This window comes from Pseudomonas sp. S3_B08 (assembly GCF_054667725.1).
The window spans coordinates 5446009-5461350 of record NZ_CP162750.1; the positions used below are offsets into that span (position 1 = coordinate 5446009).

At 60.4% G+C, this 15342-nt stretch carries 15 protein-coding genes; 7 read left to right on the forward strand and 8 right to left on the reverse strand.

Going from position 1 to position 15342, the window contains the following annotated elements:
• Positions 1 to 114 precede the first annotated feature (114 nt).
• The 6 genes from AB4N73_RS24525 to AB4N73_RS24550 all read left to right on the forward strand — a co-directional run bounded on the left by AB4N73_RS24525 (position 115) and on the right by AB4N73_RS24550 (position 6801).
• Entirely contained in the window at positions 115 to 1248 is a 1134-nt protein-coding gene (locus AB4N73_RS24525) for an ABC transporter substrate-binding protein (RefSeq protein ID WP_041480713.1), read from the forward strand.
• A gap of 241 nt (positions 1249 to 1489) precedes the next feature.
• A complete protein-coding gene (locus AB4N73_RS24530; RefSeq protein WP_041480712.1) occupies positions 1490 to 2404 on the forward strand; it encodes an ABC transporter permease subunit in 915 nt (304 codons plus the stop codon).
• 3 nt (positions 2405 to 2407) lie between these two features.
• Positions 2408 to 3709 (forward strand): high-affinity branched-chain amino acid ABC transporter permease LivM, encoded by a 1302-nt coding sequence (gene livM / locus AB4N73_RS24535; RefSeq protein ID WP_016771917.1) that lies wholly within the window; start codon positions 2408 to 2410, stop codon positions 3707 to 3709.
• A complete protein-coding gene (locus AB4N73_RS24540) occupies positions 3706 to 4578 on the forward strand; it encodes an ABC transporter ATP-binding protein (RefSeq protein ID WP_016771916.1) in 873 nt (290 codons plus the stop codon). The genes livM and AB4N73_RS24540 overlap by 4 nt, the downstream gene beginning before the upstream one ends.
• A complete protein-coding gene (locus AB4N73_RS24545) occupies positions 4575 to 5291 on the forward strand; it encodes an ABC transporter ATP-binding protein (protein ID WP_016771915.1) in 717 nt (238 codons plus the stop codon). Before AB4N73_RS24540 ends, AB4N73_RS24545 begins: the two co-directional genes overlap by 4 nt.
• A 745-nt stretch (positions 5292 to 6036) precedes the next feature.
• Positions 6037 to 6801, forward strand: coding sequence for an SDR family oxidoreductase (locus AB4N73_RS24550; RefSeq protein ID WP_016771914.1), 765 nt, complete (start codon positions 6037 to 6039; stop codon positions 6799 to 6801).
• Positions 6802 to 6896: 95 nt separating this feature from the next.
• On the opposite strand, the gene AB4N73_RS24555 is transcribed toward AB4N73_RS24550, so the two are convergent.
• The 7 genes from AB4N73_RS24555 to AB4N73_RS24585 all read right to left on the reverse strand — a co-directional run bounded on the left by AB4N73_RS24555 (position 6897) and on the right by AB4N73_RS24585 (position 12108).
• Positions 6897 to 8030: an AGE family epimerase/isomerase gene (locus AB4N73_RS24555; protein WP_460142657.1), complete on the reverse strand. Its 1134-nt coding sequence runs from the start codon at positions 8028 to 8030 to the stop codon at positions 6897 to 6899.
• 197 nt (positions 8031 to 8227) lie between these two features.
• Positions 8228 to 8800 (reverse strand): HupE/UreJ family protein, encoded by a 573-nt coding sequence (locus AB4N73_RS24560; protein ID WP_041480708.1) that lies wholly within the window; start codon positions 8798 to 8800, stop codon positions 8228 to 8230.
• A gap of 27 nt (positions 8801 to 8827) precedes the next feature.
• Positions 8828 to 9442 carry an urease accessory protein UreG gene (ureG, locus tag AB4N73_RS24565; protein ID WP_460142658.1) on the reverse strand — a complete coding sequence of 205 codons (615 nt, stop codon included), beginning with the start codon at positions 9440 to 9442 and terminating at the stop codon, positions 8828 to 8830.
• 23 nt (positions 9443 to 9465) lie between these two features.
• Positions 9466 to 10140, reverse strand: coding sequence for an urease accessory protein UreF (locus tag AB4N73_RS24570; RefSeq protein ID WP_460142659.1), 675 nt, complete (start codon positions 10138 to 10140; stop codon positions 9466 to 9468).
• Positions 10137 to 10637, reverse strand: a complete 501-nt coding sequence (ureE, locus tag AB4N73_RS24575; protein WP_056787607.1) for an urease accessory protein UreE — start codon at positions 10635 to 10637, stop codon at positions 10137 to 10139. The genes AB4N73_RS24570 and ureE overlap by 4 nt, the downstream gene beginning before the upstream one ends.
• 300 nt (positions 10638 to 10937) lie before the next feature.
• The gene (locus tag AB4N73_RS24580; RefSeq protein WP_056787610.1) at positions 10938 to 11570 is read right to left on the reverse strand and encodes a TetR family transcriptional regulator; all 633 of its coding nucleotides are present in this window, start codon (positions 11568 to 11570) and stop codon (positions 10938 to 10940) included.
• Positions 11571 to 11724: 154 nt separating this feature from the next.
• A complete protein-coding gene (locus tag AB4N73_RS24585) occupies positions 11725 to 12108 on the reverse strand; it encodes a hypothetical protein (RefSeq protein ID WP_041480705.1) in 384 nt (127 codons plus the stop codon).
• Positions 12109 to 12491: 383 nt separating this feature from the next.
• Here AB4N73_RS24585 and AB4N73_RS24590 point away from each other — a divergent pair, with 383 nt between their 5' ends.
• A complete protein-coding gene (locus AB4N73_RS24590; RefSeq protein ID WP_315435382.1) occupies positions 12492 to 14567 on the forward strand; it encodes an AsmA family protein in 2076 nt (691 codons plus the stop codon).
• A 119-nt stretch (positions 14568 to 14686) separates the two neighbouring features.
• Here the strand turns inward: AB4N73_RS24590 and AB4N73_RS24595 are convergent, their stop codons facing one another.
• On the reverse strand, positions 14687 to 15217 hold the full coding sequence (locus AB4N73_RS24595) for a ferritin-like domain-containing protein (RefSeq protein ID WP_041480703.1): 531 nt from the start codon (positions 15215 to 15217) through the stop codon (positions 14687 to 14689).
• Between the last annotated feature and the right edge of the window lie 125 nt (positions 15218 to 15342).

The window sequence follows — 15342 nt, forward strand, 5'->3', positions numbered from 1 at the left end:
ACAACAACGCAGCGACTTTTTGAAGAATAAAAAACCGATGGCACGGGCCTTGCTCTGAGCTTTGAGTGAAGTGAAGTCGCAGTGCCAACTAAAAAAACCTTGGAGCACCACCTCATGTCCCAGACGTTTTACAAGAAAGGCTTTCTGGCCCTCGCAGTCGCTACTGCGCTGGGTGTTTCTGCGTTTGCTCAAGCTGATATCAAGATCGGTGTAGCGGGTCCTATGACCGGTGCCAACGCGGCATTCGGCGAGCAGTACATGAAGGGTGCACAGGCGGCGGCCGATGCGGTCAACGCGGCGGGTGGCGTCAACGGGGAAAAAATCGTCCTGGTCAAAGGCGACGACGCCTGCGAACCGAAGCAGGCAGTGACGGTCGCCAAGGACCTCACCAACCAGAAAGTCGCCGGCGTGGTCGGTCACTTCTGCTCCTCTTCGACCATTCCAGCGTCGGAAATCTACGACGAAGCCGGGATCATCGCGATCACTCCGGGCTCGACCAACCCGCAAGTGACCGAACGCGGCCTCAGCGCCATGTTCCGTATGTGCGGACGTGACGACCAGCAAGGCATCGTTGCCGGCGACTACATCGTCGACATGCTCAAGGGCAAGAAAGTCGTTGTGCTGCACGACAAGGACACCTACGGCCAAGGCCTGGCTGACGCCACCAAGGCTCAGCTGGAAAAACGCGGCGTCAAGCCTGTGCTGTACGAAGGCCTGACCCGTGGCGAGAAAGACTTCAGCACCATCGTCACCAAGATCCGTGGCGCCGGCGCCGATGTCGTCTATTTCGGCGGCCTGCACCCGGAAGCCGGTCCGCTGGTTCGTCAGCTGCGTGAACAAGGTCTGAAAGACGTCAAGTTCATGTCCGACGACGGTATCGTGACCGACGAACTGGTGACCACCGCTGGCGGCCCGCAATTCACCGATGGCGTACTGATGACTTTCGGCGCCGACCCGCGCCTGTTGCCGGAAAGCAAGACCGTAGTGGACGCGTTCCGCAAGGCCGGCACCGAGCCTGAAGGCTACACCCTGTACGCCTACGCCTCGGTTCAGACCCTGGCGGCAGCGTTCAATGGCGCGAAGAAAAACGACGGCGAAGCCGCTGCCAAGTGGCTGAAGGCCAACCCGGTGAAAACCGTGATGGGCGAGAAGACCTGGGACGCCAAAGGCGACCTGAAAGTCTCCGACTACGTGGTTTACCAGTGGGACAAGGACGGCAAATACCACCAGCTGGAAAAGCAGAAGTAAGGGCTGAAGCGATCACTCGGCTCACTTGAAACCCTGTGGGAGCGGGCTTGCCCGCGATGGCGTCAGGTCAATCGACACACGAGTTGGCTGATCCACCGCTATCGCTGGCAAGCCAGCTCCCACAGGATTCAGTGGCGATCGGGCTGATCACGCTCCGACATTGCTCCGACGTACATCTGTATTTTTCCTAGAAGAACCGCGCGTCATGGGCGCGCAGGTTCTCACTGCGTGAGATTGCGTTATGGATGGTATTTTCCTGCAGCAACTGGTCAATGGCCTGACCCTCGGGTCGGTCTATGGCCTGATCGCCATCGGCTACACAATGGTCTACGGCATCATCGGCATGATCAACTTCGCCCACGGCGAGGTTTACATGATTTCCGCTTACCTGGCGGCAATCAGTCTGGCTCTGCTGGCTTACTTCGGTATCGAATCCTTCCCGCTGCTGATGCTCGGCACGCTGATCTTCACCATCGTCGTCACGGCGGTATATGGCTGGGTCATCGAGCGTGTTGCCTACAAACCCCTGCGTAACTCGACCCGCCTGGCGCCGCTGATCAGCGCTATCGGTATTTCGCTGATTTTGCAGAACTACGCACAGATCGCTCAGGGCGCCAAACAACAGGGCGTGCCTACGCTGCTGACCGGTGCCTGGCGTGTTGAAGTCGGCACCGGCTTCGTGCAACTGACCTACACCAAAGTCTTCATCCTGATCGCCGCGTTTGTCGGCATGGGGCTGCTGACCTACATCATCAAATACACCAAGCTCGGCCGCATGTGCCGTGCGACCCAGCAAGACCGCAAGATGGCCTCGATCCTGGGGATCAACACCGACCGGGTGATTTCCTACGTGTTCATCATCGGTGCAGCCATGGCGGCACTGGCCGGTGTGCTGATCACAATGAACTACGGCACGTTCGACTTCTATGCCGGCTTCATCATCGGCATCAAGGCGTTCACCGCAGCGGTTCTGGGCGGCATCGGTTCACTGCCCGGCGCGATGCTCGGCGGGATCATCCTCGGCATCTCCGAGTCGCTGTTCTCCGGTCTGGTCAACTCCGACTACAAAGACGTGTTCAGTTTCTCGCTGCTCGTCCTCGTACTGGTCTTCCGGCCGCAGGGCCTGTTGGGCCGTCCTCTTGTGTCGAAGGTGTAAGCGATGTCTGCAACCACTGAAAAATCCATCGATATCAAAAAAAGTCTGGTCGAGGCGATTCTTGCCGGCCTGATTGCGCTGATCGTGTTCGGACCGATTGTCGGCGTGGTCCTCGACGGCTACAGCTTCAACCTCGAAGCAACCCGCGTGGCGTGGATCATTGCCATCGTCATGGCCGGTCGCTTTGCCCTGAGCCTGTTCCTGCAAACCCCCAAGGGCCTGAAGATCCTCGACGGGTTCGAGAGCAGCGGTTCCGGTGTGCACGTGCTGCCGGCGGATTACAAATCACGGCTGCGCTGGATCATCCCGCTGATTATCGTGCTGGCGATCATCGTGCCGTTTGTCTCCAACTCCTATCTGCTGGGGGTGGTCATCCTTGGTTTGATCTACGTGCTGCTGGGGCTGGGGCTGAACATTGTGGTCGGTCTGGCCGGGCTGCTGGATCTCGGTTACGTGGCGTTCTACGCCATCGGCGCCTACGGTCTGGCATTGGGTTATCAATATCTGGGTCTGGGTTTCTGGACGGTGCTGCCGCTGGCGGCAATCACCGCAGGCCTGGCTGGCTGCATTCTCGGTTTCCCGGTGTTGCGTCTGCACGGCGACTATCTGGCGATCGTGACCCTGGGTTTTGGTGAAATCATTCGTCTGGTGCTGAACAACTGGCTGTCCCTGACCGGCGGCCCGAACGGCATGCCGGCGCCATTGCCGACGTTCTTCGGTCTGGAGTTCGGCAAGCGGGCGAAGGATGGCGGGGTGCCGTTCCATGAGTTCTTCGGTCTGACTTACAACCCCGACGTAAAGTATTACTTCATTTACGCGGTGCTGTTCCTGGTGGTGCTGGCGGTGTTGTACGTCAAGCATCGGCTGGTGAAGATGCCGGTCGGTCGCGCCTGGGAAGCCCTGCGTGAAGATGAAATCGCCTGCCGTTCGATGGGCCTGAACCACGTACTGGTCAAGCTCTCGGCGTTCACCATCGGTGCGTCGACGGCGGGTCTGGCCGGGGTGTTCTTCGCCACCTATCAAGGCTTCGTCAACCCGACCTCGTTCACCTTCTTCGAGTCGGCGCTGATCCTCGCCATCGTCGTGCTCGGCGGCATGGGTTCGACCATCGGCGTGGTCATCGCCGCATTCGTGCTCACCGTCGCCCCGGAACTGCTGCGCGGCTTCGCTGAATACCGCGTGCTGCTGTTCGGCATCCTGATGGTGTTGATGATGATCTGGCGACCACGCGGGTTGATCCGCATCAGCCGCACCGGGGTCAAACCACGCAAAGGTGCCATTCACTACGAGAGGACTGCGCCATGAGTGAAGTCGTACTCTCTGTTGAAAAACTGATGATGCATTTCGGTGGCATCAAGGCTTTGAGCGATGTCAGCCTGAAGGTCAAACGCAATTCGATCTTCGCCCTGATCGGCCCCAACGGTGCTGGCAAGACCACGGTGTTCAACTGCCTGACCGGTTTCTACAAGGCCACGGGCGGCAAGATCGAACTCAATGTGCGCGGCCAGCAGACCAACGTCATCCAGTTGCTGGGCGAGTCGTTCAAACCGACCGATTTCGTTTCGCCGAAATCCTTCCTCAGCCGCATGTACTACAAAATGTTCGGCGGTACTCACCTGGTGAACCGTGCCGGTCTCGCCCGTACGTTCCAGAACATTCGCCTGTTCAAGGAAATGTCGGTGCTGGAAAACCTGCTGGTGGCGCAGCACATGTGGGTCAACCGCAACATGCTCGCCGGCATCCTCAACACCAAGGGCTATCGCAAGGCCGAGAGCGATGCGCTGGATGTCGCGTTCTACTGGCTCGAAGTGGTCGATCTGGTGGACTGCGCCAACCGTCTGGCCGGTGAGCTGTCCTACGGCCAACAACGGCGTCTGGAAATTGCCCGGGCCATGTGCACGCGGCCGCAGATCATCTGCCTCGACGAACCGGCCGCCGGCCTCAATCCTCAGGAAACCGAAGCGCTCAGCGCGATGATCCGGCTGCTGCGCGACGAGCACGATCTGACCGTGGTGCTGATCGAACACGACATGGGCATGGTTATGAGCATTTCCGACCACATCGTGGTGCTGGACCACGGCATCGTCATCGCTGAGGGCGGGCCTGAAGCGATCCGTAACGATCCAAAAGTGATCGCGGCCTACCTGGGCGCCGATGAAGAGGAGCTGGTATGAGCCAACCGATCCTCGAACTGCGCAATCTGGACGTGTTCTACGGCCCGATTCAGGCGCTCAAAGGCGTTTCTCTGCAAATCAACGAAGGCGAGACCGTCAGCCTGATCGGCTCAAACGGCGCCGGCAAGTCGACCTTGCTGATGTCGATCTTCGGCCAGCCGAGAGCGGCGGGCGGGCAGATTCTCTATCAGGGCGTCGACATCACGCAGAAGTCCTCGCACTACATCGCCTCCAACGGTATCGCGCAGTCGCCGGAAGGGCGGCGGGTTTTCCCCGACATGACCGTCGAGGAAAACCTGCTGATGGGCACCATCCCGATTGGCGACAAGTACGCCAAAGAGGACATGCAGCGCATGTTCGAGCTGTTTCCACGGCTTGAAGAGCGACGCAATCAGCGGGCGATGACCATGTCTGGCGGTGAACAGCAGATGCTCGCCATCGCCCGTGCGCTGATGAGCCGGCCGAAGCTGTTGCTGCTCGATGAACCGAGCCTGGGTCTGGCGCCGATCGTGGTGAAGCAGATCTTCGCCACGCTGCGTGAGTTGGCAAAAACCGGGATGACGATTTTCCTCGTCGAGCAGAACGCCAACCATGCGCTGAAGCTGTCGGACCGGGCATATGTGATGGTCAACGGCGAAATCCGTCTGACCGGCACCGGCAAAGAGCTTTTGGTGAATGAGGAGGTGCGTAACGCCTATCTGGGCGGGCACTGATTCTTCTCGCGGTTGCACACAGCCCCGGCGACGAGAGTCCCGGGGCTTTTTTATTTTTTGGAATCCACCACAGGTAAATTGGCTAATTCCCGAAATTGTGGAAAACAAATTCCCCAAGCTGCCAAAGCGCGACATATAGACGCTGCAAATGGCTGTTTTTCCACAGTTTTGACTTGTCCCCGGTTACTGTGGAACTGGCTGTGAATAACGTGGGTGTATATGGTTGCAGGCCTTGTAATCCGGGGCCTCCAGGCTTGTGATTGTTTTTTGATCAGGCATTTTTGCTGGAGCGCGCGGCGTCGTTGTCAACCTTTTTCTGGGGGGCAGAGACATGGCAATTCCCTGTGCGCAAGCCTGTGGATAAGTCTGTGACTAAACTCTGGAAAGACCTCGCGGAGCGCCGTAATTGCTGGCCTCGCGCAATCACCCGGTGACACCGTCCGTCGTGCAAAATGCCCTGTCCCGCACATCCCCCGCCTCACGGTCAAGCAAAAAACTTTCCATTTCGCCCGCAAAGCCTTGTGTGGCGCGGCTTTGCACGTTGGCACTTGCCCCCGGAAACTGTGGAGCAGATTGTGGATAACATGCGTGCACATGGCTGCAGGCCACGCAGGCTAAGGTCTTGGCGCACTTGGTTGATTTTTGTACAGCTGGCAAGTGTTGCCCGTATTCGCGAGGGCGGGCATGCTGCCTGCTGATTTTCTATTCCAAGGGCTGCCGTGGCGGCCGAAGCAAGGAGAACACGATGTCCGACACCCTGTTTATCACCGGCGCGACGTCCGGTTTTGGTGAAGCCTGTGCCCGGCGTTTTGCCGAGGCTGGCTGGAAGCTGGTACTGACCGGCCGTCGTGAAGAACGCCTCAATGCCCTGTGCGCCGAACTGTCGAAGCAGACCGAAGTGCATGGTCTGGTTCTCGATGTGCGCGATCGCAAAGCGATGGAGGAGGCGATCGCCAACCTGCCGCCGTCGTTCGCCAAACTCCGTGGCCTGATCAACAACGCCGGCCTGGCGCTCGGTGTCGACCCGGCGCCCAAGTGCGATCTGGATGACTGGGACACCATGGTCGACACCAACGTCAAAGGCCTGATGTACGCCACTCGCCTGCTGCTGCCACGGCTGATTGCCCACGGCCGTGGCGCCGGTATCGTCAACCTCGGCTCCATAGCCGGTAACTACCCGTACCCGGGCAGCCACGTGTACGGCGCGAGCAAAGCCTTCGTCAAACAGTTCTCGCTGAACCTGCGTTGCGACCTGCAGGGCACTGGCGTGCGGGTCAGCAACATCGAACCCGGCCTGTGCGAAAGCGAGTTCTCGCTGGTACGTTTTGCCGGTGATCAGGAACGCTACAACGCCACTTACGCCGGCGCCGAGCCGATCCAGCCGCAGGACATCGCCGAGACGATTTTCTGGGTGATGAACACCCCGGCGCACATCAACATCAATAGCCTGGAACTGATGCCCGTGAGCCAGACCTGGGCCGGTTTTGCCATCGAGCGTAACAAGGCTTGATACCGCGTTGAGGCCATTCGCGAGCAGGCTCGCTCCCACAGGGGAATGCATTCCAAAATGTGGGAGCGAGCCTGCTCGCGAATGCAATTGTTCGGTCAGCGAAGATATTCAGCCAGTCCGCTATAACAAGTCGCCAAATGATAAGGCGTGGTCGAAGGCATGTCCTTGCGGCTGACCTCTCCATTCTCATCGCGACACTCATGCCAGCCGCCGGCATGCAGAAACCGCTGCTGCAACGCCTGCAACTGGCGCAGCACCACCGCTTCGCTGTCCGCCCGCAAGGTCAGCGCGCGCAGGTATTCAGCCTGAGCCCAGATCCGTTGGGTGGAATCTCTGGGCCGACCATTGCTTTCCAGATCAAGCATCGCCCGCACCGCGCCGCAGGACTCCAGCACGCCATACTGCTCGGTAAAGGCAAACGCCCGATCCAATGCCCGGTGCAGTTTCGAGTCGCGCAACAGCGGCGAGGATTCAAGCAGGAAATACCATTCGAACTGGTGCCCCGGCTCGTACCAGTTATCCACAGCACCCAGTGGCTTCTCCATCAACACGCCATATTGCGGATCGACGAATTGCTTGTGCATGGCTGTGCATAACTCAAGCAGGGCCTTCTGCGTTTGCGGGTCTTCACGCACGGCGAGGGTCGCCAGAAAAGCTTCGGCCAGATGCATCAGCGGATTTTGCAGTGGCCCGGTTTGCAGGGTGAGCCAGTCATGCTCCAGGCAGGCTTCGTATAAACCGTCGCCGGTGGCGAATCGGCGGCCGATGATTTCCAGCGCGGCGTTCAATGTCGACTCGGCCAGCGAATCCCGGGACTTGTCCCAGTAATGCGCGCAGGCGAACAGGATGAAGGCGTGGGTGTAGAGATCCTTGCGTTGATCCAGCGGCTTGCCTTGCGCATCGATGCTGTAGAACCAGCCGCCGTGCTCGGCATCATGGAAATGCCGTTGGAGCGAACGGAACAACGCGGCGGCGCGGACTTCGGCGTTATCCACAATCCCGATCAGGCTGGAGAACAGATACAGCTGCCGTGCGCAGGCCATCGCCCGATAGCGCTGCACTGGCAGCGGTTGATGCGCGGCGTCCAGCGCCTCGTACGGCAACGCCATGTCGGCATTCCAGCCCGGGCCTTGCCACAGCGGCACGATCACGTCGAGGAAGTGCTGCTGCACTTGGCCAAACAGGGCGGTCAATTCGGGCAGGGCGGTGGAGCGGGAAGCGTGGGGCATGGGCGGGCGTCACGGGCTGGGGCGATTGCGCGACATGGTAGCAGAGAGGCAGCCTTTAAAGGTTTGGTGTCTGATCGGCCGTCATCGCTGGCAAGCCAGCTCCCACAAGGAAATTGAGTGTTCACACAATTGTGGACTTACCCAATAACCTGTGGGAGCTGGCTTGCCAGCGATGAGGCCGGCTCAGGCGATAGAGATTAGCCTGCGAGCAACCACACCCCAGTCGCCGCCGAAGCCGCACCCGCCAACCGCACCAGCGGCGCCGCTGCCTGCGGAAGAACTCGCACCACGCCATAACCGAGCGCATGCAAAACCGCTGTCGCCGCGACAAACCCGGCCGCATACGCCCACGGGCTGCTCATTTCCGGCAGCTCCAGCCCATGCGCCACGCCATGGAACAGCGCAAACAGCGCCGTCGCTGCCACCGCCATCACCAGCGGCGGACGCACGGCCAGTGCCACGGCCAGGCCCAGCGCCAATACCGAAGCAGCAATCCCGCTTTCCAGCGCCGGCAACTCCAGCCCTTCAAAACCGAGCAGGCCGCCCAGCAGCATGGTGCCGACAAACGTGCACGGCAGCGCCCAGCGCGCCGCGCCTTGTTGCTGCGCCGCCCACAAACCGACGGCGAGCATTGCCAGCAAGTGGTCGAGCCCGCCGATCGGGTGGCTGATGCCCGCGACGAGGCCGCTGTCGCCATGCCCAGGGTGCGCGAAGGCCAGTGCCGGTGTCAGCAGCAGCGCCACGGCGCCAAGAATGCGTTTGAGTGTCATGGATAAGCTTCCTTGTTGATAAGTGGATCAGACGGCGGTCAGCAGGCCCTGGCGTTCGATGAAGGCGATGATTTCTTCAAGGCCCTGACCGGTTTTCTGGTTGCTGAACACGAACGGCTTGCCGTTGCGCATGCGTTTGGTGTCGCTGTCCATCATTTCCAGCGAGGCGCCCACCAGTGGCGCGAGGTCGATCTTGTTGATCACCAGCAGGTCGGACTTGCAGATCCCCGGGCCGCCCTTGCGCGGCAGCTTGTCGCCGGCGGAGACGTCGATCACGTAGATGGTCAGGTCCGACAGCTCCGGGCTGAAGGTCGCCGAGAGGTTGTCGCCGCCGGACTCCACCAGAATCAGATCCAGCCCGGGAAAGCGCCGGTTCAGTTGGTCGACCGCTTCAAGGTTGATCGAGGCGTCTTCGCGGATCGCCGTGTGCGGGCAGCCGCCGGTTTCCACGCCGATGATCCGCTCCGGCGCGAGGGCTTCGTTGCGCACCAGGAAATCGGCGTCTTCGCGGGTGTAGATATCGTTGGTGACCACGGCGAGGTTGTAGCGCTCGCGCAGGGCCAGGCACAGGGCCAGGGTCAGTGCGGTTTTGCCGGAACCGACCGGGCCGCCGATGCCGACGCGCAGAGGTTGTGTATCCATTTCATTCTCCAAAATAAACAGCCCTAAGAGCGGAAGAGACGGCTGTACTGGCGCTCGTGGGCCATGCACGCCAGAGACAGGCCAAACGCGGCGCTGCCGATGTGTTCGGGGTTGATGTGGGTCGCGTCGTACTGCGCCTGTTGCAGCAGCGGCAGCAGTTCGCTGGTCAGGCGCTGGGCGGCTTGCTGGCCCAGCGGCAGGGTTTTCATCAATACGGCGAGCTGGTTTTCCAGCCAGCTCCACAGCCACGCGGCAAGAGCGTCCTGCGGGGTGATGCCCCAGGCGCGTGCCGCCAGTGCCCAGCACAGGGCGAGATGCGGTTCTGTGGTCTGTTCAAGAAAGTCGCGGGCGGGCGCATCGAGTTCCGGCAAACCGTTCAACAACTGCTGCAGGGAGTAGCCCATCTGCCGGCTCTCCAGATGCAACTCGCGGGTTTCGCGACTGGCGCGGTGGCTCTCGCAGAGTTGTCGTAATTCGGCCCAGTTTTCATCTGCTGCGGCCTGGCAATGCGCCAACAGCAGCGGCGCTTCGAAGCGCGCGAGGTTGAGCAGCAGTTGATCGCTGATCCAGCGGCGGGCGCCGTCCGGGTTGTGGACCCGGCCATTATCCACCGCCATTTCCAGACCCTGGGAATAGCTGTAGCCGCCAATCGGCAATTGCGGACTGGCCAGACGCAGCAGCGCCCAGGCCGGATTCACAGGCGCACGCCGAACTGGTGGAGTTTCGGCGCGTAGTTGAAGTCTTCGTCGCCGTGGCGGGAATGATGATGGCCGCCGCCGTAAGCGCCGTGTTCCGGCTGGAACGGCGCTTCGATAGCCTCGACCTGCGCGCCGAGCTGTTCGAGCATCGCCTTGAGCACGTAATCGTCGAGCAGGCGCAGCCAGCCACCGCCGACTTGCAGGGCGACATGGCGGTTGCCGAGGTGATAGGCCGCGCGGGTCAGTTCGAACGCATTGGCGCAAGTGACATGGAGCAGTTGTTCAGGGCGGGCGCAGACGCGCACGACACGGCCGTCTTCAGCCTGCAGGCATTCGCCGTCATACAGCGGTGGCTGGCCGCGCTCCAAAAACAACCCGACGTCTTCGCCTTCGGCACTGAAACAGCGCAAACGGCTTTTGCTGCGCGCTTCGAAGGTCAGGTGCAGCTCGGCGGCCCAGACGGGTTGAGGGTCGATTCTGCGATGAATCACCAGCATCGGAAAGCTTCCAGCAATGAACGTTGAATGGGCTAGAGCAAGCGCCGCGCCAATCGGGTGATCTGTAGGAAATAGCTGTCGGCGCGCGCCTGATCTTTCAACAGGCGCGGCGATTCTGGAAGGTTTTGGTGCATGAAGGATTTGTCATGCACCAATTCGATGCCGTGACGGATGTTCAATGTGGGAGCGAGCCTGCTTGCGAATGCGCCGTGTCAGACAGATGTATTCAGCTGACCCAGCGCTTTCGCGAGCAGGCTCGCTCCCACAGAGGCTTTGCGCTGTGTCAGATAGAGAAGGGGATTACTCGGTACTGCCCAGCCCTTGCCAGTGCTTGAGGCCGATAAAGATGAAGCGCAGTTGCTGGGTGATCTTCGCCTGCGGCGTCAGATGCTCCGGCAAGGCCTCGGCGGGCGGGTCGATGATGTCGGGGAGGGTGGCGAACACCGATTTGACGATCAGGTCGGCGATCACGCTCAGACCGGCGATGTCCAGATGTTGCAGCTTGGGCATCAGCGCCAGGTCCGCCGCGAGGTCGGCGCTGATGTTCTCCCGCAGGCGTCCGATCGCCTGGCGTACCGGCAGCGAGCCGCCGTATTGTTCGCGGGCGAGAAACAGGAATTGCGAGCGGTTGGCGTTGACCACATCAAGGAAGATGCGCACCGAAGCGTCGATGATGCCGCCCATGACGAATTCATTGTGCCGCACCAGGCGGATGGTCTCGCGGAAGGTCTGGCCGACTTCGCTGACCAGCACCAGCCCCAACTCGTCCATATCGGCGAAGTGCCGGTAGAAACCGGTGGGCACGATGCCGGCGGTCTTGCTCACTTCGCGCAGGCTCAGGCTGCCGAATCCTCGGCCGCTTTCCATCAGGTGGCGGGCAGCGTCCATCAGGGCGTTGCGGGTCTGTTGTTTCTGTTCGGCGCGGGGCAGCATCGCAGGGTGTGTTCTTCGGCAGGACAAGCGCCGCACTCTAGCAAATCGGCTTTGTCGGCGTCGAACGGGGAGTCGTGCAGCGAGGGTTTTACAGAAGCTGAAAAGTCAAAAGCCCAATCCGCTGATTGGGCTTTTTTGCCGGGCCGTCATAGGCTCAGCTCACGGCGCTGTTGCGTTCGATTACACGATCACCACCACCTTCGGCGAGGGCTTGACCTTGGGGAGTCTTGTCGTAGCCGTCTTCCACCAGACCTTTTTCTTCGAGACGATTGCGGCCGTTTTCAGCCAGGGTCTGGCCCTGTGGGGTTTTGTCATAGCCGTCTTCAGCCAGAGTCTGGCCTTGTGGGGTTTTGTCGTAGCCGTCTTCAGCCAGAGTCTGGCCTTGTGGGGTTTTGTCGTAGCCGTCTTCAGCGAGCGTCTGGCTGAACACCGAGTGGCTGTCTTTGACTTGCGGAGTGGCCTGATCGGCAGCGGGCAGGGCAAAAGCAGTGCTGGCTAGCATCGACAGGGTAAGGCTGAGCAGTAATTGGCGTTTCATGATAGTGGCTCCTTGGGAGGGCGATAAAGTGGGTACGAGGGCAATGCTACTCTCGATATGTCGATATAAAAGTTCATAAACGCAATGGTAATAATCAACAGAATTGATTGTTCGGCGCGAAGGCTCTAGATCGGGCCTTTGCGGGCGACGGTTTTGCACCGTCGTGGGTATTTTCGACTCACTCGTGCCTCGCAAAAGTGCGGGTCGCGGTAACACTGCTCGACCGATCGGTCAGTTTTGCTGCGCTTTTTATGGCTTAAACTGCCTTTCGATTAAACCTGCGGGCCTTTCGCCAGTCACAGACTGCATAGGGGCCGCTTAGGTCTGCCGTTTCAGCTGTGCGTCGGGTAATCGGCGTGCGGTCGTGATCAGGAGCTTTGTGCATGACGCGCACTGGAAAAATCTTCAGCTGGATCTTCGCCATCCTCGTGCTGCTGCTGGCAGCCTTGATTCTGATCATCGTGTTCTTCGACTGGAACCGGATCAAACCGACCATCAATGCCAAAGTCTCGGAAGAACTGCACCGGGCGTTTGCCATCAATGGCAACCTCGCGGTGATCTGGCAGCGCGAGCCGGAAGAGGGCGGCTGGCGCTCTTGGGTGCCTTGGCCGCACGTGGTCGCCGAGGATCTGAGCCTGGGTAATCCTGACTGGTCGAAGCAGCCGCAGATGGTCACGCTCAAACGCGTTGAACTGCGCATTTCGCCGCTGGCCCTGCTGGCCCAGCGCGTGGTGATTCCGCGCATCGACCTGACCGAGCCGAATGCCGAGCTGCAACGTCTGGCCGATGGCCGCGCCAACTGGACGTTCAAATTCGATCCCAAGGACCCGAACGCCGAGCCTTCGAGCTGGGTGGTCGACATCGGCGCGATCGGTTTCGACAAGGGCCACGTGACCCTCGACGATCAGACCCTGAAAACCAATCTCGATGTGTTGATCGACCCGCTCGGCAAGCCGATTCCATTCAGCGAGATCGTCGGCGACAAAGCGGCGAAAACTGCTCAGGACAAGGGCGGCGCACCGCAGGATTACGCCTTTGCGCTCAAGGTCAAAGGCCAGTACCACGGGCAGAACCTCACCGGGCAGGGCAAGATCGGCGGGTTGCTGGCGTTGCAGGACGCGAGCAAGCCGTTCCCGTTGCAGGCCCAGGCGAAGATCGGCGACACCCGTATCGAACTGGCCGGCACCTTGACTGACCCGCTGAATCTCGGCGCCCTTGATCTGCGCCTGAAGCTCGCTGGCGACAGCCTCGGCAATCTTTACCCGCTGACCGGCGTGACCCTGCCGGACACGCCACCGTATTCCACCGACGGCCACCTGATCGCCAGGCTGCATGACGAAGCCGGGGCGAAATTCACTTATGAAAAATTCAACGGCAAGATCGGCGACAGCGACATCCACGGCGACCTGACCTACGTGGCCAGCCAGCCACGGCCGAAACTCAGCGGTGCGCTGCTCTCCAATCAACTGCTGTTTGCCGACCTCGCGCCACTGATCGGCGCCGACTCCAACACCGAGCAAAAGGCCCGTGGCGGCGCGAGCAAGCAACCGGCGGACAAAGTCCTGCCGGTCGAAGAATTCAAAACCGATCGCTGGCGGGCCATGGACGCCGATGTCGAGTTCACCGGCAAACGCATCGTCCACAGCGAGAAGCTGCCGTTCAACGACCTCTATACCCATCTGAAACTCAACGACGGCGAGCTCAGCCTGGAACCGCTGCGCTTTGGTGTCGCCGGCGGCACGCTGGATGCGCTGATTCGCCTCAATGGCCGCACCGAGCCGCTGGAAGGCCGCGCGCGTTTGACCGCACGCAAATTCAAACTCAAAGAGCTGTTCCCGACCTTCGAGCCGATGAAGACCAGTTTCGGTGAGCTCAATGGCGATGCCGACATCAGTGGCCGGGGCAACTCCGTGGCCAAGCTGCTCGGTGGTGCCAACGGTAATCTGAAGATGCTGATCAACGACGGTGCAATCAGCCGTGAGTTGATGGAGCTGGCCGGGCTCAACGTCGGTAACTACGTGGTCGGCAAGATCTTTGGCGACAAGGAAGTGAAGATCAATTGCGCGGCGGCGGACTTCGACATCAAGACCGGCCTGGCCACGACACGGCTGTTTGTCTTCGATACCGAGAACGCAATCATCTACATCGATGGCACGGCGAACATGGCCACGGAACAACTCGATCTGACCGTGACCCCGGAATCCAAGGGCTGGCGTCTGATCTCGCTGCGCTCGCCGCTGTATGTGCGCGGCAAGTTCATCAAACCGGATGCCGGCGTCAAAGCCGTACCGTTGATGCTGCGCGGGGCGGGGATGGTTGCGCTGGGCGTGATTGCCGCACCGGCGGCGGGATTGCTGGCGCTGGTGGCGCCGAGCGGGGGCGAGCCGAATCAGTGCGCGCCGTTGCTCGAGCAGATGAAGCAGGGCAAGGCGCCGGTGACCGTTAAACCCAGCAAGTAATGCGGCGTCTCTGAGGGCGCCTTCGCGAGCAGGCTCGCTCCCACATTCGAACGCGTTTCTTCAATCGAAATACGTTCCAGTGTGGGAGCGAGCCTGCTCGCGAAAGCGGTGTGACGGGATTATAGGTCGTTGAGGATATCCGCCATGTCGTCGGCGTGTTCTTCTTCCTGGGCGAGGATGTCTTCGAAGATGCGGCGGGTGGTCGGGTCTTTGTCACCGATGTACTGGATGATTTCGCGATAGCTGTCGATAGCAATGCGCTCGGCCACCAGATCTTCGTAAACCATTTCCTTGAGCGTGTTGCCGGCCACGTATTGCGCGTGGGACATCTTGCTGAGCAGGTCAGGGTTGAACTCAGGCTCACCGCCCAGTTGCACGATCCGCTCGGCGAGGCGATCGGCGTGCTCGGCTTCCTGGTTGGCGTGTTCGAGGAATTCGTCGGCGGCGACGTTGGCTTTCAGGCCGCTGGCCATGAAGTAGTGGCGCTTGTAGCGCAAGGTGCACACCAGTTCGGTGGCCAGCGACTCGTTGAGCAAACGCAGTATTTCTTCACGGTTGGCGTTGTAGCCCTCGGTGACCGCGCCGTTTTCCACGTGTTGCCGCGCGCGCTCGCGCAGGGTTTGAACATCAGACAAATGCACGTCACTCATTTCATTCTCCTGGAGGCTAATCCGATAGGCGCCACGTTCTGAAGACGCGGTCGCTACCCAGGTTGTGAGTCTTGAGCTAAGCGAAAAGTTTTATGCGATTTACGCCGGACGCGCTGCAGGAACTG

Excerpts from the sequence above, each read along its gene's own strand:
- AB4N73_RS24525 (WP_041480713.1), top strand. The coding sequence starts at position 115 with ATGTCCCAGACGTTTTACAAGAAAGGCTTTCTGGCCCTCGCAGTCGCT.
- AB4N73_RS24530 (WP_041480712.1), top strand. The coding sequence starts at position 1,490 with ATGGATGGTATTTTCCTGCAGCAACTGGTCAATGGCCTGACCCTCGGG.
- livM (WP_016771917.1), top strand. The coding sequence starts at position 2,408 with ATGTCTGCAACCACTGAAAAATCCATCGATATCAAAAAAAGTCTGGTC.
- AB4N73_RS24540 (WP_016771916.1), top strand. The coding sequence starts at position 3,706 with ATGAGTGAAGTCGTACTCTCTGTTGAAAAACTGATGATGCATTTCGGT.
- AB4N73_RS24545 (WP_016771915.1), top strand. The coding sequence starts at position 4,575 with ATGAGCCAACCGATCCTCGAACTGCGCAATCTGGACGTGTTCTACGGC.
- AB4N73_RS24550 (WP_016771914.1), top strand. The coding sequence starts at position 6,037 with ATGTCCGACACCCTGTTTATCACCGGCGCGACGTCCGGTTTTGGTGAA.
- AB4N73_RS24555 (WP_460142657.1), bottom strand. The coding sequence starts at position 8,030 with ATGCCCCACGCTTCCCGCTCCACCGCCCTGCCCGAATTGACCGCCCTG.
- AB4N73_RS24560 (WP_041480708.1), bottom strand. The coding sequence starts at position 8,800 with ATGACACTCAAACGCATTCTTGGCGCCGTGGCGCTGCTGCTGACACCG.
- ureG (WP_460142658.1), bottom strand. The coding sequence starts at position 9,442 with ATGGATACACAACCTCTGCGCGTCGGCATCGGCGGCCCGGTCGGTTCC.
- ureE (WP_056787607.1), bottom strand. The coding sequence starts at position 10,637 with ATGCTGGTGATTCATCGCAGAATCGACCCTCAACCCGTCTGGGCCGCC.
- AB4N73_RS24580 (WP_056787610.1), bottom strand. The coding sequence starts at position 11,570 with ATGCTGCCCCGCGCCGAACAGAAACAACAGACCCGCAACGCCCTGATG.
- AB4N73_RS24585 (WP_041480705.1), bottom strand. The coding sequence starts at position 12,108 with ATGAAACGCCAATTACTGCTCAGCCTTACCCTGTCGATGCTAGCCAGC.
- AB4N73_RS24590 (WP_315435382.1), top strand. The coding sequence starts at position 12,492 with ATGACGCGCACTGGAAAAATCTTCAGCTGGATCTTCGCCATCCTCGTG.
- AB4N73_RS24595 (WP_041480703.1), bottom strand. The coding sequence starts at position 15,217 with ATGAGTGACGTGCATTTGTCTGATGTTCAAACCCTGCGCGAGCGCGCG.